This is a genomic window from Streptomyces sp. NBC_00400 (assembly GCF_036048035.1).
Classification (GTDB): domain Bacteria; phylum Actinomycetota; class Actinomycetes; order Streptomycetales; family Streptomycetaceae; genus Streptomyces.
The window spans coordinates 6711674-6735713 of record NZ_CP107940.1 but is presented as its reverse complement, the minus strand read 5'-3'; the positions used below and the strand labels follow the sequence as shown (position 1 = coordinate 6735713).

The 24040-nt window shown below is 71.8% G+C and carries 20 protein-coding genes and 2 pseudogenes; 12 read left to right on the top strand and 10 right to left on the bottom strand.

Annotated features, from left to right (window positions below; genetic code table 11):
* Nucleotides 1-92: 92 nt before the first annotated feature.
* Together OHS81_RS29450 and OHS81_RS29445 are read left to right on the top strand one after the other, a co-directional pair.
* A complete protein-coding gene (locus tag OHS81_RS29450) occupies nucleotides 93-1370 on the top strand; it encodes an exo-beta-N-acetylmuramidase NamZ family protein (RefSeq protein WP_328388188.1) in 1278 nt (425 codons plus the stop codon).
* A 172-nt stretch (nucleotides 1371-1542) separates the two neighbouring features.
* A complete protein-coding gene (locus OHS81_RS29445; protein ID WP_443058783.1) occupies nucleotides 1543-2889 on the top strand; it encodes an MFS transporter in 1347 nt (448 codons plus the stop codon).
* 21 nt (nucleotides 2890-2910) lie between these two features.
* Here OHS81_RS29445 and OHS81_RS29440 read toward each other — a convergent pair whose 3' ends face one another.
* Together OHS81_RS29440 and OHS81_RS29435 are read right to left on the bottom strand one after the other, a co-directional pair.
* Nucleotides 2911-3933, bottom strand: a complete 1023-nt coding sequence (locus tag OHS81_RS29440) for a LysR family transcriptional regulator (RefSeq protein ID WP_328388186.1) — start codon at nucleotides 3931-3933, stop codon at nucleotides 2911-2913.
* A gap of 179 nt (nucleotides 3934-4112) precedes the next feature.
* Nucleotides 4113-6974 carry a penicillin acylase family protein gene (locus OHS81_RS29435; RefSeq protein WP_328388184.1) on the bottom strand — a complete coding sequence of 954 codons (2862 nt, stop codon included), beginning with the start codon at nucleotides 6972-6974 and terminating at the stop codon, nucleotides 4113-4115.
* Nucleotides 6975-7228: 254 nt separating this feature from the next.
* Here OHS81_RS29435 and OHS81_RS29430 point away from each other — a divergent pair, with 254 nt between their 5' ends.
* The 4 genes from OHS81_RS29430 (at nucleotide 7229) to OHS81_RS29415 (ending at nucleotide 10476) form a co-directional block, all read left to right on the top strand.
* Nucleotides 7229-7849 carry a hypothetical protein gene (locus OHS81_RS29430; protein WP_328388182.1) on the top strand — a complete coding sequence of 207 codons (621 nt, stop codon included), beginning with the start codon at nucleotides 7229-7231 and terminating at the stop codon, nucleotides 7847-7849.
* A 119-nt stretch (nucleotides 7850-7968) separates the two neighbouring features.
* Nucleotides 7969-8697: a 3-keto-5-aminohexanoate cleavage protein gene (locus tag OHS81_RS29425; protein WP_328388180.1), complete on the top strand. Its 729-nt coding sequence runs from the start codon at nucleotides 7969-7971 to the stop codon at nucleotides 8695-8697.
* A 69-nt stretch (nucleotides 8698-8766) separates the two neighbouring features.
* Nucleotides 8767-8937 (top strand): MFS transporter small subunit, encoded by a 171-nt coding sequence (locus tag OHS81_RS29420; RefSeq protein WP_328388178.1) that lies wholly within the window; start codon nucleotides 8767-8769, stop codon nucleotides 8935-8937.
* Nucleotides 8938-9033: 96 nt separating this feature from the next.
* A complete protein-coding gene (locus OHS81_RS29415; protein ID WP_328388176.1) occupies nucleotides 9034-10476 on the top strand; it encodes an amidase in 1443 nt (480 codons plus the stop codon).
* A 51-nt stretch (nucleotides 10477-10527) separates the two neighbouring features.
* Here the strand turns inward: OHS81_RS29415 and soxR are convergent, their stop codons facing one another.
* Nucleotides 10528-11097: a redox-sensitive transcriptional activator SoxR gene (soxR, locus tag OHS81_RS29410; protein ID WP_328388174.1), complete on the bottom strand. Its 570-nt coding sequence runs from the start codon at nucleotides 11095-11097 to the stop codon at nucleotides 10528-10530.
* 158 nt (nucleotides 11098-11255) lie between these two features.
* On the opposite strand from soxR, the gene OHS81_RS29405 reads away from it, so the two are divergent.
* Both OHS81_RS29405 and OHS81_RS29400 read left to right on the top strand, forming a co-directional pair.
* Nucleotides 11256-11717 carry a MaoC family dehydratase gene (locus OHS81_RS29405; protein ID WP_129297156.1) on the top strand — a complete coding sequence of 154 codons (462 nt, stop codon included), beginning with the start codon at nucleotides 11256-11258 and terminating at the stop codon, nucleotides 11715-11717.
* A gap of 157 nt (nucleotides 11718-11874) precedes the next feature.
* Entirely contained in the window at nucleotides 11875-12366 is a 492-nt protein-coding gene (locus OHS81_RS29400; RefSeq protein WP_328388171.1) for a hypothetical protein, read from the top strand.
* A 103-nt stretch (nucleotides 12367-12469) separates the two neighbouring features.
* Here the strand turns inward: OHS81_RS29400 and OHS81_RS29395 are convergent, their stop codons facing one another.
* Together OHS81_RS29395 and OHS81_RS29390 are read right to left on the bottom strand one after the other, a co-directional pair.
* Entirely contained in the window at nucleotides 12470-13099 is a 630-nt protein-coding gene (locus OHS81_RS29395) for a TetR/AcrR family transcriptional regulator (RefSeq protein ID WP_328388169.1), read from the bottom strand.
* 177 nt (nucleotides 13100-13276) lie between these two features.
* A pseudogene (locus OHS81_RS29390) lies at nucleotides 13277-13722 on the bottom strand (acyl-CoA dehydrogenase family protein); the annotation flags it as partial.
* 75 nt (nucleotides 13723-13797) lie between these two features.
* Between OHS81_RS29390 and OHS81_RS29385 the strand changes: the two are divergent.
* The 4 genes and pseudogenes from OHS81_RS29385 (at nucleotide 13798) to OHS81_RS29370 (ending at nucleotide 17141) form a co-directional block, all read left to right on the top strand.
* Complete coding sequence (locus OHS81_RS29385; RefSeq protein WP_328388168.1) at nucleotides 13798-14445, top strand: TetR/AcrR family transcriptional regulator; 648 nt, start codon at nucleotides 13798-13800, stop codon at nucleotides 14443-14445.
* Nucleotides 14446-14558: 113 nt separating this feature from the next.
* Nucleotides 14559-15296: a hypothetical protein gene (locus OHS81_RS29380; protein ID WP_328388166.1), complete on the top strand. Its 738-nt coding sequence runs from the start codon at nucleotides 14559-14561 to the stop codon at nucleotides 15294-15296.
* Between the two features lie 119 nt (nucleotides 15297-15415).
* Nucleotides 15416-15580 (top strand): annotated as a pseudogene (locus tag OHS81_RS37505) (IS630 family transposase); the annotation flags it as partial.
* A 208-nt stretch (nucleotides 15581-15788) separates the two neighbouring features.
* Complete coding sequence (locus OHS81_RS29370) at nucleotides 15789-17141, top strand: IS4 family transposase (protein WP_328388162.1); 1353 nt, start codon at nucleotides 15789-15791, stop codon at nucleotides 17139-17141.
* Between the two features lie 36 nt (nucleotides 17142-17177).
* Here OHS81_RS29370 and OHS81_RS29365 read toward each other — a convergent pair whose 3' ends face one another.
* The 5 genes from OHS81_RS29365 to OHS81_RS29345 form a co-directional block, all read right to left on the bottom strand.
* Nucleotides 17178-18260 carry a Zn-dependent alcohol dehydrogenase gene (locus OHS81_RS29365; RefSeq protein WP_328388160.1) on the bottom strand — a complete coding sequence of 361 codons (1083 nt, stop codon included), beginning with the start codon at nucleotides 18258-18260 and terminating at the stop codon, nucleotides 17178-17180.
* 170 nt (nucleotides 18261-18430) lie between these two features.
* A complete protein-coding gene (locus OHS81_RS29360; protein WP_328388158.1) occupies nucleotides 18431-19825 on the bottom strand; it encodes an aldehyde dehydrogenase family protein in 1395 nt (464 codons plus the stop codon).
* A gap of 205 nt (nucleotides 19826-20030) precedes the next feature.
* Nucleotides 20031-21332, bottom strand: coding sequence for an MFS transporter (locus OHS81_RS29355; protein WP_328388156.1), 1302 nt, complete (start codon nucleotides 21330-21332; stop codon nucleotides 20031-20033).
* Nucleotides 21333-22880 (bottom strand): CitMHS family transporter, encoded by a 1548-nt coding sequence (locus OHS81_RS29350; RefSeq protein WP_328388154.1) that lies wholly within the window; start codon nucleotides 22878-22880, stop codon nucleotides 21333-21335.
* 217 nt (nucleotides 22881-23097) lie between these two features.
* A complete protein-coding gene (locus OHS81_RS29345; protein WP_328388152.1) occupies nucleotides 23098-23766 on the bottom strand; it encodes a TetR/AcrR family transcriptional regulator in 669 nt (222 codons plus the stop codon).
* Nucleotides 23767-24040: the final 274 nt, after the last annotated feature.

Genomic DNA, 24040 nt, shown 5'->3' with positions numbered 1-24040 from the left:
GCCGGGTCCATTCCGCCACGCCCCGGAGCGGGCTAGCGTGCACACGACACGTACCCGGTTGAGGTTGATTCCCTGATCACGGAGGTGTGCGGATGGCTCTGTCGAGACGCGTTCTGCTCGGGCGGCTGGCGACGGCCGGCGCGACCGGTGCGGCATGGGCCGCGGGCGCGGGGCCCGCGCAGGCGGTGCGTGCCCCGCACGGCGGCGGCCGGCGGGTACACACCGGCTTCGACCGGCTGTCCGCCGACGGCTACCGCCTGCTGGACGGCCACCGGGCCGGCATCGTCACCAACCCCACCGGCGTCACCCGGGATCTGCGGCACATCGTGGATGTGATGCACGCCGACGAACGGGTGCGGCTGACCGCCGTCTTCGGCCCCGAGCACGGATTCCGCGGCACCGCGCAGGCCGGCGGTTCCGAGGGCCGCTACGACGATCCGGCCACCGGACTGCCGGTCTACGACACGTACAACAAGAGCGGCAGGGAACTCGCCGGCATCTTCGGCGCCTCCGGTGTGGACACCGTCGTCTTCGACATCCAGGACGTGGGCGCGCGGTTCTACACCTACATCTGGACGCTGTACGACTGCATGGTGGCGGCGGCGCTCGCCGGCAAGCGCTTCGTCGTCCTCGACCGGCCCAATCCGGTCACCGGCCGCTCGGCCACCGGCCCCGTGCTCGACAAGGCGTACGCCTCGTTCGTCGGACGGGAGCCGATCGCGCAGGCACACGGGATGACGGTGGCGGAGCTGGCGCTGCTGTTCAACGGCGAGTTCGTGCCGCAGGCGGCCGGGCGCCCGGTGGAGCTGGAGACCGTGCGGATGACCGGCTGGCGGCGCACCGACTTCTTCGACGCCACCGGCCTGCCCTGGGTGCCGCCGAGCCCCAACATGCCCACGCCCGACACCACCCTGGTCTACTCCGGCACCTGTCTCTTCGAGGGCACCAACCTCTCCGAGGGGCGCGGCACCACCCGCCCCTTCGAGCTGCTGGGTGCGGACGGCATCGACCGCCGCTGGGCTGCTGCCGCCACCGGACTGGGCCTGCCCGGCGTCCACTTCCGGGAGGCCTACTTCGCTCCCACCTTCTCCAAGTTCCAGGGCAAGACGATCGGCGGCGTCCAGCTGCACGTCCACGACCGCGAGGCGTTCGACCCGGTGCGTACCGGCATCGGCCTCCTGGTGACCGCGAAGCGGGTCTGGAGCGGCTTCGCCTGGCGTCCCGACAACGGCATCGACCGGCTGACCGGCTCGTCGACCGTCCGGAAGATGATCGACGCGGGCGCGGATCCGGACGAGATCGTGGCCGCCTGGCGCGCGGGCCTGCAGCGCTTCCGAGCGGTGCGACGGCGGTATCTGCGGTACCCGTAACGGGCGTTGGCCCGGAGCGCGACCGGCTCCGGCCTGTCACGATCCGGGCCGGCCTCGATCCGGGCCGCCCCCGGTCCGGCCGACGCCTGTCCCGCCCGACCCCGGTCTCAAGAACCGAGACAGCCCATTTCGCCTCTTGACTGCCCCCTGCACCGGGCCGGAAAGTGCGCTGGTGAGTAGTGACGCGACATCAGCGCAGGCATCAGCGCAGACCCCGGCGGATTCTCCCCCGGAGACGAAAGGGGAGGCCGGCGGCGGTGAGAGCCTGCGCCGGGTGGCGGTGGCCTCCTTCATCGGGACGGCCATCGAGTTCTACGACTTCTACATCTACGGGACGGCCGCCGCGCTCGTCCTCAACCAGGCGTTCTTCCCGACGCTCAACCCGGTCAACGCGACCCTCGCGTCCTTCTCCACCTACGCGGTGGCGTTCGCCGCGCGGCCGCTGGGCTCGGTGCTCTTCGGCCACTTCGGTGACCGGGTGGGCCGTAAGTCCGTGCTGGTCGCCTCGCTGCTGCTGATGGGGCTCTCGACGGCGTGCGTGGGGCTGCTCCCGGGCTACGGCACCTGGGGCGTCTGGGCGCCGTTGCTGCTGCTCGTGCTGCGCTTCCTGCAGGGCATCGGCCTGGGCGGCGAGTGGGGCGGGGCCGCGCTGCTCGCGGTCGAGCACGCGCCGCGCAGGCGCCGTGGGCTGTATGCGGCCTTCCCGCAACTCGGCCCGTCCGTGGGGTTCTTCGCGGCGACCGGGGTGTTCTGGCTGCTGTCGTCGGTGCTCGATGACGCGGCGTTTGGCTCGTGGGGCTGGCGGGTGCCGTTTCTGCTGTCGTTCCTGCTGGTCGGGGTGGGGCTGTTCGTACGGCTGAAGATCAGTGAGACGCCGGTGTTCGCGAAGGTGCTGGACGCCCAGGAGGCGAGCAAGGTCCCCGCCGTCGAGGTGCTGCGCCGTCATCCGCGCGAACTGCTGCTGGGCGCGGGCGGAATGATCGTCGCGTACGGCCTCTTCTACACCGCGACGACCTACTGCCTGTCCTACGCCACCACCACCCTCGGCATCTCCCGCAACACCATGCTGGGGCTCTCCCTCGTCGCCTGCCTGTTCCTCGCCGCCGGTACCTGGCTCGCCGCCACCCGCTCCGACGCCGCCGGGCGCCGCAAGCTGATCCTCGCCGGGAGCGCCCTCGCGGTGGTGTGGGGCCTCGTGCTCTTCCCGCTGCTGGACACCGGGACGCCGGTGCTGATCGCCCTCGGCATCGGCGGCGCGCTGTTCTGCATGGGTGTGGTGTACGGCCCGATGGGCGCGTATCTGCCGGAGCTGTTCGGTACGCGGGTGCGGTACTCGGGTGCCTCGCTGGCCTACAACCTGGGCGGCGTCCTCGGCGGCGCGGTGGCCCCGCTGGTCGCCACCCGGCTCCAGTCGGCGTACGGGTCGGCCTCGGTGGGCTGGTACGTCAGCGCGATGGCGGTCGTGTCGCTGCTGTGCGTGCTGGCACTGCCGGAGACCCGGGAGCGGGAGCTGGTCTGAGCGGCCGGTGCCCCCGCGCGCTCACGAGCTCAGCCACCATCGCCCGCTCTCCCTGGACAGCGCGTCCCACAGGAGGTTGAGGGGGTGGCCGGGGGCGTAGGAGTCCCGCTCGCCGCGGCGGGTGAAGACGCCGACCAGCACCTCGGTCCGGGGGCCCACCTCCCCGACGATCTCCAGGGTGCGCAGCCCGCCGGCTTCCGGGAGGCGGCCGTCGGCGGCGGCCTCCCCGATGCCCCGGGTGACCAGCATCGCCCCGCTGACCACTCCCGACCGCAGCAGTTCGAAGCCGTAGTGCGCGGCCTCGATCTCGGCCGCCACGGACAGCTTGTGCCGGTAGTCGGGGCCGTACCAGGAGGTCAGGAAACGGCTGATCAGGCCGCGCGTCGAGACGACCAGCGGCAGCCGGGGCAGGTCGTGGGCGCCGAAGGAGGTGCCGGGGAGCCGTTCCGGCGGCAGGTTCGTGAGCAGGGAGAGCCCGCTGCGCCGCCATTCCATGACCTCGTACGGAGCCAGCAGCTCCGCTTCGTCGTCCTGGGTGACCACGACGCTGCCGCAGACCAGATCGAGTTCTTTGGTGCGCAGCTTGGTGAAGAGGTCGCCGGTGCGGACATGGGTGACCTTCAGATCGACGTCGTCGCGCTCATAGTCCTCCGCGACGCGTTCCACCGCGTCCAGCAGGAAGCCCAGGGTGTAGCGGGTGGTGCCGACGGACAGCGTCCGGCCGAGCCGGCGGCGGGCGTCGCGCACCCCGTCCGACCACTCCCCCAGCGTGCGCCGCGCCAGCTCGACCAGCGCCTCGCCGGTCGCGGTGAACAGGGCGTCCCGGCCCCGCCCTTGCTTGAGGACCAGCTCCTCGCCGCACAGCGCGGCAAAGGTGCGGTTCATGGTGTCCAGCTGCTTTTGCACACTGGACTGTTCGCGGCCCAGCCGCCGCGCGGCGCCCAGCGCGGTGCCCGCCTCGTGGACGACGATCAGCGTGCGCAGCTGGTCCATGGTGGTATCCAGCAGCTCCGTCGGGTACTGCTGCGGACCTGACAAGGCCATGCCTCGCTTTCCCAATCCCTGGAGTTCAGAACCCTGCAGCATAACCCCCGTGGAATTCCGGCCCGGAGGGCAGTCGGGCTTCCCGGTAAGGGAATTGGCACGGCAAGACACCCGGCGGGCGCGCGCGAAGGCCCCGGGGCGGTGGTGATACCCCGGGGCCTCGCCGTGCCGCGCTCCCCCTACCGGTGTGCCGGGAACTCCACGACCTGCTGGTAGGTCGGCCGGTTCTGCCAGCTGATGGTGTCGTGGGTCAGACCGCCCACCGCGCGGTGGATGATCGCGTCCGAGCACCACTGGTCGCCGGCCTTGCAGCTGTCGTCGCCGGGGTAGACCTGCTCGGCCGTTTTCCCGGTCGCCTGCTGGAGTGTGGCCAGCAGGGTGTCGCGGCAGGCGGCGAGTTCACCGTTGCCGCAGTACGGCTGCGCGAGCGGGCCGGCCACCTTGTCGCCGAGCACCGACCGCAGGTCCTTGTCCGCGTAGCTCCACCAGCCGTACTGGAAGGCCGATCCGGCGTGCGCCCCGGTCGGGCCGTGGCCGGCCGACGGGGATTCGTCGATGCCGAGATTGGCCCGCAGCGCGTCATAGAGGTCGCCGCCCAGCCCTGGCTTGAAGACCGCGTCGACCATCAGCGGCCACCAGGCGTCCATCAGGCGTACGGCGTCGGGGTGGGTGTAGGTGTGCGAGCCCGCGGCGGTCTCGCGGCGCTGGGCGCCGTCCTTGCGCCAGGCCTCCAGCTGCTGGACCGCGGTCTTCAGCTTCGGGTCGGTGACGGGCTTGCTCTGCAGGACCCGCAGGAGTTCGGGCAGCACGTCCTCGCCGCGCAGGTCGGTGACGGCGGCCTCGGACATGGCGCGGGTCAGCGAGGCCCGGGTCACCCCGCCGGCCTCGGTCAGCGCGCGCACCCGGTCGTCCAGCAGATTGCCGCGGTGCACCGACCCGTTGCCGAAGCCGGCCGAGTCGTAGTCCTTGGCCTGCTTGTTGTTCCACGAGATGTAGTAGTCCTGGTCGACGGACTGCGGATGCTGGGCGGGCGGGGTGTAGTCGGTGGTGTTGGTGTCCGGGTCGTAGCCCTTCCACTCGTAGGCGTCGTCCGCCTTGATGGGCAGTGCGGGATCGACGTCGGGGTTGCGGACCGGATTGAGGCCGCTGTTGTAGAACGCGATGTCACGGGAGTCGGCGTAGAACCAGTTGAAGGCGTAGCCGATGTGCTCGGCGGCCTGCTGGAACGTCTTGGCGTCGCGGACGTAGGACGGGTCGTTGAACATCTGGAAGCCGATGATCGAGTCGGCCTCGTGGCGGTAGGTGGAGCGCTGCGCGGTGTAGGCGACGGGCTTGCCGTCGACGGTGGCGCGGTGGGTGACGGTCCCGTACTTCGTCCGGAAGACCTGCATCCGGTAGGAGCCGGCCGCCGTCGGGTCGGCGACGGTGGGCTTCCAGGAGTTGGTGCGCTCCAGCTTCTCCATGGGGACGCAGGCCCCGCGGTAGCGGTAGGAGGTGGAGTCCTTGGTGGCCGCGGAGCCGTCCGCGTTGCACAGCTCGACGGCGTAGGTGTCGGTGATGTCCTGGCCGGCGGAGGTGGCGCTCCAGGCGTAGTCCTGCCCGCGGCCGAGCTGGACGTACATCCCGACGCCCGCGAAGGAGGCGCCGCGGGCGCTGATGCCGGGCCCCTGGATCTCCTGGAGCATCAGGAGCTGGGGCGCGAAGTAGCCGGTCTGCGGGCCGAAGACGGCAACCGGGTGGCCGCTCGCGGAGTGCTTGCCGGAGACCAGCAGGGCGTTGGACATCCCGCGGTGCTGGGTGGGGTCGAAGCTCCCCTTGGGCAGCACCCCGTCCTTGAAGAGGCCTTCCAGCTTCTTGTACTTCCCGGGCGCCTTGACCGGGTCCCGCGGCGGTGTCCCGCTCTTGACGGTGGCCGCGCCGGTGCGGTCGAAGACCAGCGGCTCGGGGGTGACCGAGCCGCGGTCGGGCAGTGCGGTGCCCTGGGCCTTGGCCGGCTTGACCGCGTACGGGAAGCTGCTGCCGTCGTGCAGGGTCTTGGCGGCCTCGGGGTCGTTGCGCTCCCGGAAGGACTCCCACACCTGGGTGCCCTTCTCGACGCCGTACTTCTGCTGGGCGGAGAGCAGCGCGAGGGCCGAGGGGACCTCGCCGCCTCCCCCGTTGCCGAAGAGACCGCCGACGACGGAGGCGAGGGCTATCAGGTCGGTGAGCTTGAAGGGCTGGATCTCACCGGCGTTGGTGATCGCGTCGACATGGCCGGTGAGGACGTACTCACCGGGGAAGTAGCGGCCGTTCTTGGACTGTTCGCGGTAGGCGTTGATGCCGTCGACATAGGCCTGGGCGTCCTGCATGGCCAGTTTGCCGCGCTCTCCGTTGGAGTCGCGGATGTTGTCGACCTGGGCCTGGAGATCGGCCTCGGTGTAGGGCGCCTGCGGCCAGAACTGCTGCTCCAGGCCCTGGTTGGCGAGGGCCCCGCCGGCGAAGGAGGTCAGTTCGCCGCGGCCGATGTGGCGGAAGAGGTCCATCAGCCAGAGCCGGTCCTGGCCCGCGGCGTAGCCTGCGCCGAACTCGGTGCCGTAGCGGGTGGTGCCCTTGATGTGCGGCACCCCGGTCTTCTTGTCCCGGGTGATGGTCACGTCGTTGCGGGGCGTGGTGACCTTGCCGACCTGGTCCTGGGGGACGCCGAAGGAGGCGTCGTTGAAGAACTGGGTGAGGGTGTCGTCGGTGAGCGACTGGTAGCCGCTCGCCAGCGCGCCGTACGGGCCGAGTTGGTCGGTGGAGTGCTCGGGGTGGGTGCCGAACACCTTGTTGCCGAGGATCTCCACCAAGGTGGCGTTGCCGGTGGCGCCGGGCGGCAGGATGTCGGCGCACTGGCCCTGGCAGTAGTCGTGGGCGATGGGGGCACCTCCCGCTCGAGCGAAGTCGAGAGTGGGGGACGGTGCGGCGGCCGCGGCCGCGGTGGGGGGCGGTGCCAAGAGCGTGGCACCCAAGGCGAACAGGGCCGCCGCGACGGCAGTCCTGAGCCTTCCGGTACGTCGTCGCATTCCTGCTCCTCGCTGGGGGTCCCCTGCCCGTCACGAGCGAGGGGGAGGGCGGGCGGGACGTTACCGCCGGTTATCCCTGACCGGAAGATGAACAACAGTCAACTTTTCTCTCCGCAGCGGGAGTTTCCGCCGGGGCCGCCCCGGAAAGCCGCAACATCGCCCCTGAAATCGCAAGAAAGTTCGAGGGATCCAGTTGGTGATCGACTACGTCCCATCTCCGTTCAGTCGGATCCTCCCCACGGAGGTGGGATGAAATGGCCGGTTTCAGAGCCCTCGCAGAACAGGTCCGCAATCCACGACTCGTCGCGACCCAGCGACGCACGGCCCTGCGCAAGTGTCTTGAACGCTTCGCCCCTTACGGGCATCGGGCGACCTGGCACCACCTGTGCACCCGGGCCGGTATCGCGACCCAGGACCGCGACCCCGATCCGGAGCGGCTGATGGCCGCGCTCGCCGAGCTGGAAGAGGCCCGCACGCTCTGGCTCGCGTACGAGGAGGAATTCGCCGCCCGGCGCCGCAAGGAGAAACACGACGGCATCCGGCAGCCCGGCGCGATCGACGAATGGCACCGGCGGACCTGGGGCGGCTGCGACATCGTGCCGTGCGAGTCACCGCAGCGCCACCCCGCGGCCCGTCTCGCGGTGGTGCTGCGCCGCATGATCGTGGCGATGGAAGCGGGGCGGCCGCGCCGCGACTGCCCGGTGTGCAGCGGCACCCGCTTCGCCTGGCTCCCCGATGCGGTGGACGCACCGGCACCCGGGCCGGCCTGCCTGCAGTGCGGGGTGCTGGCCCCGCTGTCCGTGCTGACGCACGAGGCACTGACCACGGCGGGCCGGGTGCGGGTGCACGAGGCGGAGGCGTTCGCGGCGGCCTGAGGCGCCAGGCCGCGTCCCCAGCCTCACAGGGCGATACACCTAGGGGGTGTCGTACGGCCGGTGACACCGGAACGGCCGGAATCAGTGCCCCTGTCATACCCTGCTGTCATCATCGGGGCATGCTTCAGGTCTGTCTCAACGGCCCCCGTACGGCGGCCGATTCCGCGGCGGTTCCGGTGTCACCGGCCGCCCTCGCCGAGGCCGCGCAGCAGGCGGTGGCGGCCGGTGCCTGCGATGTCCATGTCCACCCCAAGACCCCGTGCGGCGAGGACTCCCTTGCGCCGCACGTGGTGGCCGCCGCCCTGGAAGCCGTCCGGGCGGTGGTGGATGTCCCGGTCGGGGTGACGACCGGCGCCTGGTGCGAGCCGGATCCCGCAGTCCGCGCGGAGCGGGTCCGCTCCTGGACGGTGCTGCCCGACCACGCCTCGGTGAACTGGCACGAGCCGGGCGCCGAAGCCGTCGCCGCCGCCCTGCTGGAGCGCGGCATAGGCATCGAGGCCGGCAGCTGGTCGGGCACGGACGCCGCGGAGTCGTTCGCCCGCTCCCCGCTCGCGCCGCGGGTGCTGCGGGTGCTGGCCGAAGTGATGGACACCGACGCCGGGTCCGCGCCGCCCCTCGCGCGTGAGCTGCTGACCGCTGTGGCCGGCGCCGCGCCCGGCCGCCCGGTGCTGCTGCACGGGATGGACGGCGGGGCCTGGCCCGTGCTGCGGCTGGCCGGCGAGCTGGGCCTGTCCACCCGGATCGGCATCGAGGACACCCTGCTGCTGCCCGACGGCCGGCCGGCTACTGCCAATGCCCAACTGGTGTCCGCTGCAGCGACCTTGCTGAGCGGCCTTCCCGGCGGATGACCGGCGAGGTACGTTCCGGCGATGACCGGCGAGGTGCGTTCCGGCGGATAACCGGCGAGGTGCCGCCGCATGATCGCGCTCGCCCGCTCCCGCATCGTCGCCCCTCCGGGGTGGAGGCCGCCGGCTCGTCCTGCCCGCCGCGCCCTCCTGTCCGCCCTCGTCCGGCTCCGGGTCGGCATCCCGTTCCGCTACGGCCTTTACGAGCCGGCCCTCAAGCTGAAACAACTGTTCACGGGCTGACCACCCATACCGGCATCGCGCCCGCCTGGTGTCGTCGGCCCTCCTGCCCGTACGGCACAGGGCCGTACGGGCACCCGTAGGAGAGGGTGGACGTCCATGGCCGAACTGCACGATCTGACCGCGGTCGAACAGGCCGAGGGAATCCGGACGGGTGAGCTCTCCCCCGTGGAACTCACCGAGCACTACCTGACACGGATCGAGCGGCTGGACGACTCCCTCGGTGCCTTCCTCACCCGCACCCCGGAGATGGCCCGCAAGCAGGCCTCGGACGCCGAGAGCGAGGCCACCGCGGCCCGCCGGGAGGGCCGTGCGCTCCCGCCGCTGCACGGCGTCCCCGTCCCCGTGAAGGACCTCAACCAGGTCGCCGGGGTGCGCTGCACGATGGGTTCCCGGGCGCTGGCCGGGCATGTGCCGACCGTCGACGACCATGTCGTCCACAAGCTGCGGGCGGGCGGCACGATCCTGCTCGGCAAGACCAACACCCCCGAATTCGGGCTGCCGTGCTACACCGAGAACGACCTGGCACCGCCCGCCCGCACCCCCTGGGACCTGGCACGCTCGGCGGGCGGCTCCAGCGGCGGGGCGGCCGCGGCCGTGGCCGGCGGCCTGGCACCGCTCGCGCACGCCAGCGACGGCGGCGGCTCGGTCCGTATCCCGGCCTCCGTCTGCGGACTGTTCGGCATCAAGCCCAGCCGCGGCCGGATCAGCGGCGGCCCGCTGCTGCACGACATCTCCGGCCTGGCCACCTCGGGACCACTGGCCCGTACGGTCGCGGACGCGGCCACCCTGCTGGACGTCATGGCGGGCGCGATGCCCGGCGACCCGTTCGCCGCGCCGCCTCTGCCGCCCGGGGAGACCTTCGCCACCCACGCCCGCCGCGACCCCGGACGGCTGCGGATCGCCTGCCTCACCGAGCCGCCCGTCCCCGGCCTCACGGTCCACTCCGACTGCCGCACCGCCACCACCGACACCGCCGCCCTGCTGGCCGGGCTCGGCCACGAGGTCGAGGAGCTGTCGCTGCCGGCCGACGACGGCATCCTGCTCGCCTTCACCCGTGTCTGGTCGGTGCTCGCCGCGAGCCGCCCCGTGCCGCCGGAGCGGGAGGAACTGCTGATGCCGCTCACCCGCTCGCTGCGCGCCCGCGGCGCCGAGGTCTCCGGTACGGACTTCGCACGCTCGATGTACGCGTTCCGGCTCCTCGCCCAGTCCGTCGCGGACGGCCTGATGCCGCCGGGCACCGGCTATGACGTGATCCTCTCGCCCACGGTGGCCGCGCCTCCGGTGCCGGTCGGCGGGCTGCGCAACGACGCCGATCCCGAGGCCGAGTTCGCCGCCATCGGCGCCTTCACACCGTTCACCGCGCTCTACAACGCCACCGGCCAGCCCGCGGTGAGTGTCCCGCTGCAGTGGAACGCCGAGGGACTGCCGATCGGGGTGATGCTGGCCGGGCGCTACGGCGACGAGGCCACCTTGATCGCACTGTCGGCACAGCTGGAGCAGGCCCGCCCGTGGGCCCACCGCACCCCGTCCATGTGGTGACGGAGCCGGCATACCTGCGCCCGCCCCGCTGTGGGGCGGGCGCATCCGCGCTCACGGCTCGTCCGTACAGCACCCCTGCGCGTCGTCCCGCTCGCCGCGCCGGACCCCCGTATGCCGCTGTTCGCCGCCCGCGCGCTGCTGCGCCCCCTCCGGGTCCTTGACGCTCCGGTCGACCCGCAGCCGTCGCGCGCCGGGCCCCTGCTCACCGAGGTTGTCGTACGGGTTGGACAGCGCACAGGTCTCCAGCGAGAGGCAGCCACAGCCGATGCAGTCCGTCAACCGGTCACGCAGCTCGACGAGTTGGGTGATCCGCTCGTCCAGCTCGGCGCGCCAGACCGCGGAGAGCCGGGCCCAGTCGGCGCGGTTGGGCGTGCGTTCGTCGGGCAGCTCGGCCAGCGCGTCACGGATCACCGCGAGCGGGATCCCCACCCGCTGCGCCGCCCGCACGAACGCGACCCGGCGCAGCGCGTCACGGGTATAGCGCCGCTGGTTGCCCGCCGTCCGGGTGCTGCTGATCAGCCCCTTGGACTCGTAGAAGTGCAGCGCGGAGACCGCGGCACCGCTGCGCGCGGAAAGCTGGCCGACGGTGAGCTCGTGAACCTTGTACGGAAGCTGGGGCACGGTTCAACCCTAGGCGACCCTCCGTGGCGTCTTCCCGGACTCCGCGGCTCGCCGGACCGTTGACAGCGGGCACCCGCACTCAGCATGCTGAGCAAGCGCTTAGTAAGCATCGGCCGGTGCACCACAGCGGCGGATGGATCCCGAGGAGGCGGACGAAAATGGCACAGCCCCGAGTGTTCGGATCGCTCGACGAACTGCGCGACGCAGTCGGTGAGGAGCTGGGCACCAGCGACTGGCTGGAGATCGACCAGAAGCGGATCGACCTGTTCGCGGAGGCCACCGGCGATCACCAGTGGATCCATGTGGACCAGGAGAAGGCCGCGGCCGGCCCCTTCGGCACCACCATCGCGCACGGCTACCTGACGCTGTCGCTGCTGCCCGCCTTCGTACCGCAGCTGATGCGGGTCGACAACGTGAAGATGGGCATCAACTACGGCACCAACAAGGTCCGTTTCCCCGCCACCGTCCCGGTCGGCTCACGGCTGCGCGCCACCGCCAGGATCGCGGAGGTGACCGAGGTGCCCGGCGGCGTCCAGCTCGCCACGGTCGTGACCATCGAGCGCGAGGGCGGCGACAAGCCGGTCTGTGTCGCGGAGTCGGTCAGCCGCTTCTACCTGTAGCCGGGGCCGCCGCAGCCGGACCGCCGTGCCGGGGGCGCGGCGTCGGGCGCGCGCACCCGTCGCGGGGCCTGACGCGGCGCGGCCGCCCGCCGGGAAGATGTCCTGACAGCGCGCCGACCAGGGCGGCGAAGCGCCACGACGCCACTAGGGTGCTCGGATGCGCAGTGCGATATCGCGTAAGGCGAGCAACAAACAGCAGAAGGAGCCGAAGCCGGCACGGGGATGGCGGGTCACCGGGCTGTTGCTCGGCTTCGTGCTCACCCTTGTCGGTGCCGGGTCTGTCGTCCTCAACGGCGTCCAGGGTGTGCAGGCCACCGGCCTGGTGGGCACACGCGGCACCTTCAAGGTCGATTACTGCACCGACACCAACCCCCACGGGAAGAATGCCGACTACGAGTGCGGTGGCGACTTCGCCCCTCGCGGCGGGAATTTCGACGACGGGTGGAGCGGGAGGCTGGAGAACGCGGAGGACTATCCGGCCGGCGAGAAGCTCGACGTGGCCGAGTCCTGGATCGGCAGCGGGTCACGCTTCCGGGAGACCGGTGTCGGGGCGACCTTGTGGTCCATGTGGTGGTTCTGCACGGGAGTGGGGATCTTGGCGATGGGTGCCTCCACATCCCGGAAATGGGCGAAGAGCTTCAAGAAGTAGGGGTGCCGTCAGCCGAGAGGCGCTGACGCCCGGGAAAGACCGGCAAAGGCCGCTCACCGGGGCATGCCGGCAGGGGTTGCACGTCAACCGGCCACCACACGCGTCAGGCGACCGGCGCACCCACCATGCGCAGCACGAGGTCGGCATAGAGGGTGCCGACCTCGTCGGGTGTCCGCGGGCCCTGGGCCGTGAACCAGCGGGCGACGTCCACGCACAGCGACAGCACCGCGAGGGTGGTGCCCGGCACGTCGTCGGCCTGGAACTCCCCGCTGTCCGCGCCGTCCTGGATGATCTGCCGCAGCACCCGGTCCGTACGGCGGCGCAGACCGGTGATCTCGGTGTAGTGCTCGGGGCTCAGCGCCTGGAGCTCGTACTGGATGACCCGGGCGGTGGTGTGGTGCTCGGCATGCCAGCGGGCGAAGGTCCGCACGGCGTCGCGAAGGCGCTCGGTGGCGCTGCCCTCGGCCTCGGCGGCGGCGTCCATGATGCGCAGCGCCTTCTCGTGGCCGATGCCGCTGATGCGGTACAGCAGCTCTTCCTTGGTCTTGTAGTGGATGTAGAGGGCGGCCGGGCTCATACCGGCGCGGCCGGCGATGTCACGGGTGGTGGTGGCGTGGTAGCCACGCTCGGCGAAGGCCTCGACAGCGGCACTGACCAGGCGCCGCGCGGCGTCCGGGGTCACCCCGGCCCACTCCTGGTTCTCCTCTTCGGCCCGCTTTGCCGCCGCACCCATCGCCTACCCCGCTCCTCGATCCGCCAGGGACCCTCCTCTGACGGATCGAACACCATATCGCGCCGCTGAGCAAGCGCTTAGGGCCCGGCGGCAGGCAGCCGGGACGCCCGCGGACGGACCGGTCAGCGCCCGCGGGCGGGCGGCTGAGCACCCGCGGACGGACCGGTGCACGCCGAGCTCGCGCTCGCCCGCGTAGCCGAGTGCGGCGTCCAGGGCGGCCTGGGCGATGCCCACACAGCCGGCCGCCACCGACATCCGGCCCTTGGCCGGCGCGGACATCGCGACCGAGAACCCCTTGCCCTCGGGGCCGAGCATGGCGGTGGCCGGGACCCGTACGCCGTCCAGGACCAGCTCCGCGGTGGCCTGGCCGCGCAGCCCCAGCTTGCCGTGGATCTCACGGCGCTCCGGGCCGGGGCTGTCCGCCGGGACGAGAAAGGCACTGATGCCCTGGTGCCCCGGAGCGCCGCCGGTGCGGGCGAAGAGCAGCACGACATCGGCCCAGGTGCCGTTGGTGATGAACATCTTGGTGCCGTCGATGACGTACGAGTCCCCGTCGCGGACCGCCCGGCGGCGAGTTTCGCGGCGTCGGAGCCGGTGCCCTGTTCGGTCAGGCCGAAGCAGCCGGTGGACGGGCACCTGGACAGCAACAGTTAATGAGCACTGCTAGTTTTCGATGGGCAGCCCCTACTATGTGCGTCATGGCCCGACCCCGCAAGCCTCTGCTGAGCCGCGAGCGCATCGTCTCCACGGCGCTGGCGCTCATCGACTCCGAAGGGCTGCCGGCGCTCTCCACCCGGCGCCTGGCGGCGGAGCTGGGCGTGAGCGGGCCGTCCCTGTACAACCACTTCACGACCAAGGACGAGATCCTCGACGCGGTGGCCGACACGGTCATCGCCCAGGTCGATGTGTCGGGCTTCGAGACGGGCACGGACTGGCGCGCCGGGCTGCTCGCCTGGGCCCGCTCCTACCGCGCGGCACTCGCCGCGCATCCGCAGATCGTGCCCTTCCTCGCCCAGGGACCCGGCCGCCGCCCGGCCGGACTGAAGATGGCCGATGCGGCGTTCGGCGGGATGGTCGAGGCGGGCTGGCCGCCCGCCCAGGCCACCAGGGTCTGCGCAATGGTCCGTTACTTCGTGGCCGGCTCCGCGCTGGGCTCGTTCGCCCGCGGCTTCGTGGACGACCCGAGCGCCTACGACCCCGCCGACTACCCGCACCTGGGCCAGGCCCACCTCCTGGCGGAGCATCAACGCCAGGTCGACGAGGGCGCGTTCGAGACCGGACTGCAGGCGCTGGTGGACGGCCTGGCCCTGCAGCACCCGGAACTCGTACCGCCGAACGGCGGCTGAGCAGGCGGGGACCAGCCGCCTCCGCTCTCTGCCAACTGCCAACTGCTGACTGCTGACTGCTGACTGCTGACTACCGCCAAGGTTGTCAGCGGTGCGTCGTAAGCTCCTGGATCATGAGCGAGAACCGACTGGGCACCCTGCTGCGGGCCGGATTCACCGACCGGCTGGGAGAGCGGGACAGGAAGCTGCTGGCGCGCCGCGCCCAGCTCAAGGCCGGCGGCGAGAAACCGCCGTTCCACCTCCCGACCTGCTGGTGGTACGTGGTGCCCGGTGAGAGCTACGAGGGCTTGTTCGCGGCACTGGACCTCCACGACCGGGTCCCGGTCACCTTCCGCGAAGGACTCGACGTGGCCGACCTGCCGGCCCGGCCGAACGCCGACCCCGTCTTCGTCACCCCTGAAATCGACGGCTGGCGCCTGATATTCGGCAACCTCGACAGCGTCATCGGCCGGGGCTGGGACGGCATGATGGGGGCCCTGGAGCGGCTGAGCGCCCACTGCGGCGAGGCGCAGATGTTCTATGAAGACGTCGCGGGCGGAGCGGATATCTGGGCGGTCGCCGAAGCCGGCCGCATCGCGCGCCGGTACGCGCTGGAGAGCAATCCCGAATGGGTGGGCGAGCCCCTGCCCTGGGAAACACGTGCCATCGACGACGAGGACTTCGACCCGGAGTTCGACGAGGCCGAGCCCGATGAAGGCACCGCCGGCGCCATGGAAGCGTGCGAGTACCTGTCCGTGCACCCGCGCCCGGTTGACGCCGACGCCGAGATACGCGGCCACGGCTGGCTGGCCATGAGCGCCCCGCACGTAGGCCACAAAGCACTGGACGAACTGGCCCGCACGCAGCCGTAGTTCTACGGCACCGTAGACCTGTTGTGCAGATACCCGGGTATCCCTGTGCCAGAGCATCGACGGCCGCCGCGAAGCGGGGTCTCTTCTTTGCACCCTGGCCGGGCCGGACCTGCTGCTGCACCCCTGTAGTGAGGATCACCGCCGCAGGCGCCAAACGAGTCTCCATGGCTGCACTGATCTGCACCAAGGCCGGCCACCGGTCCCGGCTGATCTACCGCATCCGCCTCGACCGAGGTCCTGCCAAGGGCCGCCGCAACGGCTTCACCGAGACCGACTACGCACGCCGGCAGACCTGGACATTCGCCGTACCGCCGGCAGGGGACTGCAGGGCGCCGCGCTCGAACCGCTGTAACCACAGCCGTTGAAGACCTCTAGAAGCAACGCCGTTCAGTTAGGCGCGGAGGTCGTTCGTCAAGGCTGGTGAACGAGGCAGCGGAGCTGCTGTAGAAGAGGGCTGTCCTCCAAGACATCCTCACTACGGGAGCTCCGCTGTTGGAACAGGCTGCCATAACCAGGACGGCCCGGGTAGCGGCCGGGGTGTTCGCGCCGGGGCATATCGGTGAGCTGACCCGGATCGTGCCGTTCGAGATGGTCGATGCGGTGCTGGCGGAGACCGGTGCGGTGCAGCGCAGGGTCCGGCTGGTGCCGGCGCGGGTCACGGTGTACCTGCTGCCGGCCGCGGCACTCTTCAACGGGCTGGGCTACCAGCAGGTCTTCGACCGGCTGTGCGCCGGGCTGGCGGGCCTGCCGCTGCTCCGGCCCAGCGGCAGTGCTCTTCGCCAAGCCCGCCAGCGGCTGGGTCCGGCACCGATGAAGGCGCTGTTCAACCTGGTGAGCGGACCCGCGGCCACGACCGCTGCCGCCGGGCGGTGGCGGGGACTGAGGGTCGTCGCGGTTGACGGCACCCTGCTGCCGGTCCCGGACTGCCCGGCCAACCTCGCGGTGTTCACCCGGCAGCGGCTCGGCAACGGGACCTCGGGCTACCCGCAACTGCGTCTGGCCGCGCTGGTGGCCTGCGGCACCCGGTCGGTGATCGGGGCCGTGTTCGGCCCGGCCACGCATGGCGAGCTGGAATACGCCCGCTGCCTGGCAGACAGCCTGCGGCCCGGAATGCTGCTGCTGGGCGACCGGAACTTCTCCTCCGCCGCCCTGCTGAACCAACTGGCCGCCACCGGCACCCATCTGCTCGTCCGCTGCAAGGCCAACCGGAGACTGCCCGCGGTGGCCCGCTGCCACGACGGCTCGGTACTGACCCGGATCGGACCGCTGACCATGCGCGTCATCGACGCCGAGATCACCATCCGCACTGCCCAGGGCACCCGCACCGGCCACTACCGGCTGCTGACCACCCTTACCGACCCGGCCACCCACCCGGCTGGTGAACTCGTCCGGCTCTACCACGAGCGCTGGGAGATCGAGACCGCCTACGCCGAGCTGAAGTCGACGACTCTGGGCGGACGTGTCCTGCGGGCCCGCACTCCCGACGGCATCGAACAGGAAGTCTGGGCCCTGCTGACCGCCTACCAGGCATTACGCACTGCGATGACCGACGCCACCGACAGCGCCCCGGGCACCGACCCGGACCGGGCCGGCTTCACCACGGCCCTCGCCGCTGCCCGAGACCAACTTGTCCTGGCCGCGGGCGTCATCACCGGCACCGACATCGATCTCGTCGGCACCATCGGCCGTCACGTCCTGGCTCACCTCCTGCCGGCCAGGCGGGTCCGCACCAAAGACCGCATCGTCAAACGCGCAATCTCCAAATACAACGCACGCGGACCCGCCATCGACCGCACCACCTACAAGGCCACCATCAGCATCACCATGCTCACAAGCAGCCCTTGACACCACCGAGCCCGCCCTAACTGAACGGCGTTGCCTCTAGAAGACCACCAACGCCCGCCCGCCCCTGCCCGCCAGCATGGCGTCGAAGGCGGAGGGGATGTCGTCCAGGGTGATGCGCTCGGTGACCAGGGCGGACAGGTCGAGGGCGCCGGAGCGGACGTGTTGTGCAATGGCGGGCAGGTCGCGGGCGGGGTCGCTGTTGCCGTAGACGCAGCCGGAGAGGGTCCGGCCGAAGTAGAAGAGCTCCAGGGCGGAGAAGGTCACCTGCTGGTCCTGTCCGCCGATGCCGACGACCGTCGTGCGGCCGCCGCGGCGGGTCGACGACCAGGCCGTGCGGATGGTGTCGGCGCGGCCCACGCACTCCACGGCGACATCGGCGCCCATGCCTGAGGTGAGCTTGCGGATGCGCTTGGCGGTGTCGTCGCCCGCCACCACGAACTCGGTGGCGCCCGCGGCGCGGGCCAGCTCCTCCTTCTCCGGTGAGACGTCCACGGCCACGATCGGGCCCGCGCCGGCGATCCGCGCGGCCTGCAGCGTGGCGAGGCCCACCCCGCCGACGCCGAAGACCGCGACCGACTCCCCCGCTCGTACCCGGGCGTTGTGGTGCACGGCGCCCCAGCCGGTGAGCACCGCGCAGCCCAGCAGCGCCGCGTCGGCGAGCGGCACCCCGTCGGGCAGCGGCAGCGCGGCCCGCGCGGGCACCACGGTCTCCTCGGCGAACGCGGCGGTGCCGAGGCCGGGGTAGAGGTCGGTGGCGTCGGCGGCGAGGGTGGCGTACGGAGCGTCCGCGGCGTGGCCGGAACGGGCGCACAGCCAGGGCTCGGCCAGGCCGCAGAAGTGGCAGTCGCCGCAGGACGGCGCCCAGTTGAGGACGACCTGGTCGCCTGGGGCCACCGTGGTCACCCCGTGGCCCACCGCGGTGACCGTGCCCGCGCCCTCGTGACCGAGGACGGCCGGGGCCGACTGGCGCAGGGTGCCGTTGGACAGGGACAGGTCGGAGTGGCAGACGCCGACGGCGGCGGGCCGGATACGGACCTGGCCGGGGCCGGGCTCGGGCAGGTTGATCTCGGTGACCCGCAACGGGGCGTTGACGGCGGACAGTACGGCGGCGCGGACCACGGAAGGAGTCTCCTCGGTGCGGAGTCGGAGTACGGAGTGCGGTACTGGCGGGGGTGGTAAGGGTGGTGGGGCCGGCGAGGGAGGGCGAGCAGCGCGGCCGGATGCGGCACCGGCCGGGCCCTGCCCCGCCGGGCCTGGCCCCGCACCGCCCGCCCCGCCCCGCCCCCGGATCAGAACTGCAGCGACTTGGTCTGCAGGTATTCGGTCAGCCCGTGCGGGCCCAGCTCGCGGCCGATGCCGGACTGCTTGTAACCGCCAAAGGGGGCACGGGGGTTGAACCGGCCGCCGTTGATGTCGACCTGGCCGGTGTCCAGGCGGCGGGCGAAGGCGACCGCCTCGGCGTCGTCGCCCGCCCAGACCGCGCCGGCCAGCCCGTAGACGGTGTCATTGGCGATCCGGGCGGCGTCATCCTCGTCCTCGTACTTCAGGATCGACAGGACCGGGCCGAAGATCTCCTCCTGGGCGATGGTCATCTCCGGGGTGACATCGGCGAAGACGGTCGGTGTGACGTAGAAGCCCGTCCCGGCGGGTGCCTGCGGTCCGCCCGCCGCGACCCGTGCGCCCTCGGCAATGCCCTGCTCGATGTAGCCGCGCACCCGGTCCCGCTGCTTGGCGCTGACCAGCGGGCCGACCCGCTCCCCCGGGACGTACTTGGCGGCCGCCGCGGTCGCCAGCTCGACGGCCTCGGCGTACCGGTCCTTGTGGACCAGCATCCGGGTCCAGGCGCTGCAGGTCTGGCCGGAGTTGGCCATGACATTGGCGACGCCGACCGCGACCGCCTTGGGCAGGTCGGCGCTGGGCAGGATGACATTGGCGGACTTGCCGCCCAGTTCCAGCGCCACCCGCTTGACCGCGGCGCCCGCGAGGGCACCGATCCGCTTGCCGACGGCCGTCGAGCCGGTGAAGGAGACCAGGTCGACCCCCTCGTGCTCGGCGAGCGCCTGTCCGGCGACCGGGCCGAGTCCGGTGACCAGGTTGAAGACACCGGCGGGTATCCGGGCCGCGTCGACGCACTCGGCGAAGAGCTGGGCGACCAGCGGGGTGTCCTCGGCGGGTTTGAGCACCACCGTGCAGCCGGCCGCGAGCGCCGGGGCGACCTTGGCGACGACCTGGTGCAGGGGGTAGTTCCAGGGCGTGATCGCGCCCACCACACCCACCGGTTCGTGCAGCACGGTGGAGTTGCCGATCTTCTCCTCGAAGGAGTGGGTGCCGGCCAGTTCGGCGTACGAGCCGCAGACCGCGAGCGGCACCCCGGCGTGCACCGTCGTGCTGAAGGCGAGCGGCGAGCCGAGTTCGGCGGTGACGGTCTCGGCGATCTCCTCGGCGCGCGCGGCGAGTTGGTCGCGCAGCGCGGCCAGGTGGGCCGCGCGCGCGGCGGGCGGGGTGGCGGCCCAGCCCGGCAGCGCCCCGCGCGCGGCGCGGACCGCGGCGTCCACGTCCTGCGCCGAGCCGGCCGGGACGGTGGCGATGACCTGCCCGTCGGCCGGGTTGACGACCTCGATCGTGCCGCTGCCCTCGGCGGGCCGCCAGCTTCCGTCGATGTACATCGCGTCGTGCTGCTTCACGTCGTGGTCCTCCCGAGCCGGCTGCTGGTCGTCCACCCAAACTAGCGCCGGTAGTTTTGTGCGTGCCAGGAATCCGCCACACGTGTGGGGTGACGGTGACCACGGGCCCAGGGCGAGCCCGTCACCTCCCGCCTGGACGGTCACCACGACCCTAGGGCGCGCCCGCACTCTCCCGCCTTGGTGGATGGCCCCCATGTTTCCCGGGTCATGTGGGGGAATCCCGCCTTGCCGTGCACCGCGCCCGCTCTCCGGTCCGCCCGTCCCGTGACGGCGCGACCGGTCCGCCGGGCGCCCGCCCCGTACGGGCGGCCATCGCGCCGGAGGCCAGCAGCAGCGCGCCGAGCAGGACGAAGGGCGCGGCGGTGCCCGCGAGTCCGGCCAGCAGGCCGGCGCCGGCGGGGGCGGCGACCTGGCCGAGCCGGTTGCCGGTCAGGCGGAGCGCCAGCGCCGTGCTGCGGGCCCGGTCGGGAGCGGCCTGGACGACCGTCGTCATCGACAGCGGCTGGCCGACGCCGAGACAGAAGCCGAGTGCGAGGAGCATCGCCGCCAGCGCCGGCACCGGAATCGGCAGCACCAGCCCCACGCACAGCAGACCGGCCAGCGCGCAGCTGCCGGCCATCAGCGCGGTGCGCCCCAGCCACCGGATCATCGGCGTCATCACCAGCCGGCAGGCGATGGTGGCCGCGGCCCGCAGGCTGAGCAGCAGACCGATGGCCGTGGGGGCGATGGCGCGGTCCTCGCCGATGACGGGGAGGTAGGCGGTGAGGATGTCGGTCGCGGAGAGCACGGCCAGGCTCATGAAGATGCCTGCCGGGACGCCACGGGTGCGCAGGATGCCCCGCACCGGGACCGGTGGCCCCGCCGTACGGCCCGTGGTGCCCCGAACCGCGGCACCGGGGCGCTGTTCGAGGCGCCAGAGCGAGGCGTAGGAGACGGCGGCGACGACGCCGGAGACGAGCAGGGCGGTGGCGCTCGTCGGGGCCATCCGGCCGTCGCGCTCGGAGATGACGAGCCCGGCGGCGACCGGGCCGATCAGCTGGCCCAGGGAGGCGCCGATGGTGAAGTGGCCGAAATTGCGGTCGCGGTCCTCGGGTGCGCTGCGGCGGGCGACGATCGACTGGGCGCCGATGACGAAGCAGAGGTGTCCCAGCCCCATCACCCCGCTCCAGGCGGCCATCACGGGCAGCGAACCGGCCAGACCGCTGAGCGCACAGCCACCGCTGATCAGCGCCACCCCGACGACCAGCAGCGGGGCGCAGCGGCCGTGGTCGGTCCGGCGGCCGAGCGGGACGGCGACGAGCAGCGGCAGCAGTGCGTAGACGGCCGTGATCACGCCGATGGCGCGCCCGTCGGCACCCAGGGCGAGGGCCCGGTAGGAGACGGCCGGCCTGGCCATGCTCACCGCTCCTTGGGCGAAGGAGAAGGTGACGACCAGGCGCAGCAGCCAGCTCCTGCCGGGCCTCGCGGTGCCGGTGCCGGTTTCGGTGCCGTCGTCGGTGCCGGTCATCTAGAGGATGCCGAAGAGCACACCGGCGCACAGCACCACCAGGGAGGTCAGTGCGGCCCACTTGACGGTGAACTTGGTGTGGTCGCCGAACTCGACCTTGGCCATGCCGACGAGGACATAGACGGCGGGGACCAGCGGGCTGGACATGTGCAGGGCCTGTCCGACGAGGGAGGCACGGGCGATCTCGATGGGGGCCACGCCGTGGGCGGCGCCGGCCTCGGCGAGGATCGGGACGATGCCGAAGTAGAACCCGTCGTTGGACATGAAGTAGGTCAGCGGGATGCTGAGGACGCCGGTGACGATGCCCATGTGCGGGCCGAGGGCGTCGGGGATGCCGCTGACCAGCCAGCGGGCCATGTGCTCGACCATGCCGGTGCCGGTGAGCACACCGGTGAAGACGGCGGCGGCAAAGACCATTCCGGAGACGTTGAGCACGTTCTCGGCGTGCGCGGCGACGCGGGCCTTCTGGTCCTTCATGTGCGGGAAGTTGACGGTCAGGGCGAGGGCCGCGCCCAGGAGGAAGAGGACCGGGATCGGCAGGGCCTGCAGGATCAGCAGGATGAGCAGCGCGACGGTGAGCGCGGCGTTGAACCAGTAGAGCTTGGGGCGCAGGGTGGCGCGTTGCGGGTCCAGGACCTGGAGGCCGTCGTCGGTGTCTGTGTCTGTCTCTGTGTCGCTGTCGCTGTCGCTGTCGCTGTCGCTGTCGCTGTCGCTGTCGCTGTCGCTGTCGGCATCAGCGTCGGCGTCGGGCTGGCCTCCGGAGCCCGTGCCCGCGCCGCCGGTGCCTCGCTGCGCACCGTCGCCGACGGTCCCCGTGCCACCGGCGCTCCCCGCGCCACCGGCACCCGCGCCGACCAGCACCTGTTCGGTCTCCCTCTCCGTCTCGTTCTCGTCCGCGGCCCCGGGCACCAGCCGGGTGTCGCCGAGGGTCAGCATGCCGAGCCGCTTGCGCTCGCGCCGGCCGAGGACGTACGCGAGGGCGAACACCGCGACCAGGCCGACGGCCAGGGCCGGGATCATCGGGACGAAGATGTCGCCGGCGTCGAGCTTGAGGGCGGTGGCGGCGCGGGCGGTCGGTCCGCCCCAGGGGAGGGTGTTCATCACGCCGTTGGCGGTGGCGGCGACACCGGTCATGACCACGAGGCTCATCTTCAGCCGCTTGTAGAGCGGGTAGAGCGCCGAGACGGTGATCATGAACGTGGTGGAGCCGTCGCCGTCGAGCGAGACGATCGCGGCGAGCAGGGCCGTGCCGAGCACCACCCGCACCGGGTCGGCCTTGCAGAACTTCAGGATGCCGCGGACGACCGGGTCGAAGAGCCCGACGTCGATCATCACCCCGAAGTAGATGATGGCGAACATCAGCATCGCGGCCGTGGGGGCCAGGTCGCCGATGCCCTTGAGGACGTAGTCGCCCAGGTGCGCGCCCTGTCCGACCAGGACGCAGAACAGCGCGGGGATGAGCACCAGCGCGGCCATCGGTGACATCTTCTTCATCATGATCAGCGCCAGGAAGGCGGCGATCATGACGAATCCGAGGATTGTCAGCATTAGGGGTACCTCACGTTCGCCCTTGAACATCTGCCGGGGGGTGGCAGTTCAGGCGACGGTAGGTCCCCTTAACTTTTGTTAACAAGGTCTTGACACGCGAGCAATACGAGCAAAACCCCAGGTCAATACGGATCTCACTGGACGGGCGTGCGCACAACCGGCAACCTGCCGCCGACCGGGGCCCCGGGACGCGGGGCCGCCGAGCCCGGCCGGCCGCTCACCCCTCCCCCGAGCCCGCGCCCGAGCCCGCCCCGTCCAGATAGCGCGCCAGATAGGCCCGGAGCAGTTCCTTGGTCTCCGTGACGATGGCGGGATCGCCGGCCGGGTCCGTGCGGAAGGCGAGCTGGAGCAGCGCGTCGGCCGTCTCGACGCCGACCAGGAAGGCGGTGCGCAGCCGCTCGTCGGCGGTGTCCAGACCGAGCGGGCCGGCGAGGAGGGCGCGCAGCCGGTCGGCGACCTCGTAGTTGGCCTGCCGGGAGGCGTGCGGGGCGGGGACGGTGAACTCCACCAGGGCGAAGCCCGGCATGGTCCGCTTCATGGCGAGGTATTCGTCGACCACCACGTCCATCGCGTGGCGCCACTGGAGCGGCCGGCCGGCCGGGGCGGTCAGCCGGGCGGTGATGCGGTCCGTGTAGGCGTCGAGATTGCGCCGGGCAAGGGCCTCGGCCATGGCGCGCTTGTTGGGGAAGAAGCGGTAGACGGAGCCGATCGGGACGCCGGCGCGGCCGGCCACGGCCCGGGTGCTCAGCTCGTCGTACCCGGTCTCCTCCAGGACTTCGGCACACGCATCGAGGATTCTGGCCAGACGCCGGGCGCTGCGCTGCTGGACGGGTGCACGGCGCAGGGAGGCGGGCGGAGGGCCGGGGCGGGAGGTCGGCTGCTGCACCCGTCCATCCTGCCCGCCGCCGCGACGGGCATGAGCGCCATCGCCGCGATCCGGCCCGCCGAAGCCGGCCGCCTGCTGACCGCCGTGAACAGCCCTTGTCCGACCGACTCCCACGATCCGACCGACTCCCGCGATCCGGCCGAACTTCCGCGATCCGGCCGACCGCCGCGATCCGGCCGACCGCCGCGATCCGGCCGACGCGGCCGGGAGCCTCCGTTGACGCCCCCCGACGGCAATCCTAAGGTCATGCATAGGATTCCTTGAGTGGCGGGAG

What these genes read in the sequence shown, in the direction of transcription:
- OHS81_RS29450 (WP_328388188.1), top strand. Translation starts at nt 93, where the DNA reads ATGGCTCTGTCGAGACGCGTTCTGCTCGGGCGGCTGGCGACGGCCGGC.
- OHS81_RS29440 (WP_328388186.1), bottom strand. Translation starts at nt 3,933, where the DNA reads ATGGCCTTGTCAGGTCCGCAGCAGTACCCGACGGAGCTGCTGGATACC.
- OHS81_RS29435 (WP_328388184.1), bottom strand. Translation starts at nt 6,974, where the DNA reads ATGCGACGACGTACCGGAAGGCTCAGGACTGCCGTCGCGGCGGCCCTG.
- OHS81_RS29430 (WP_328388182.1), top strand. Translation starts at nt 7,229, where the DNA reads ATGGCCGGTTTCAGAGCCCTCGCAGAACAGGTCCGCAATCCACGACTC.
- OHS81_RS29425 (WP_328388180.1), top strand. Translation starts at nt 7,969, where the DNA reads ATGCTTCAGGTCTGTCTCAACGGCCCCCGTACGGCGGCCGATTCCGCG.
- OHS81_RS29420 (WP_328388178.1), top strand. Translation starts at nt 8,767, where the DNA reads ATGATCGCGCTCGCCCGCTCCCGCATCGTCGCCCCTCCGGGGTGGAGG.
- OHS81_RS29415 (WP_328388176.1), top strand. Translation starts at nt 9,034, where the DNA reads ATGGCCGAACTGCACGATCTGACCGCGGTCGAACAGGCCGAGGGAATC.
- OHS81_RS29405 (WP_129297156.1), top strand. Translation starts at nt 11,256, where the DNA reads ATGGCACAGCCCCGAGTGTTCGGATCGCTCGACGAACTGCGCGACGCA.
- OHS81_RS29400 (WP_328388171.1), top strand. Translation starts at nt 11,875, where the DNA reads ATGCGCAGTGCGATATCGCGTAAGGCGAGCAACAAACAGCAGAAGGAG.
- OHS81_RS29395 (WP_328388169.1), bottom strand. Translation starts at nt 13,099, where the DNA reads ATGGGTGCGGCGGCAAAGCGGGCCGAAGAGGAGAACCAGGAGTGGGCC.
- OHS81_RS29385 (WP_328388168.1), top strand. Translation starts at nt 13,798, where the DNA reads ATGGCCCGACCCCGCAAGCCTCTGCTGAGCCGCGAGCGCATCGTCTCC.
- OHS81_RS29380 (WP_328388166.1), top strand. Translation starts at nt 14,559, where the DNA reads ATGAGCGAGAACCGACTGGGCACCCTGCTGCGGGCCGGATTCACCGAC.
- OHS81_RS29355 (WP_328388156.1), bottom strand. Translation starts at nt 21,332, where the DNA reads ATGACCGGCACCGACGACGGCACCGAAACCGGCACCGGCACCGCGAGG.
- OHS81_RS29350 (WP_328388154.1), bottom strand. Translation starts at nt 22,880, where the DNA reads ATGCTGACAATCCTCGGATTCGTCATGATCGCCGCCTTCCTGGCGCTG.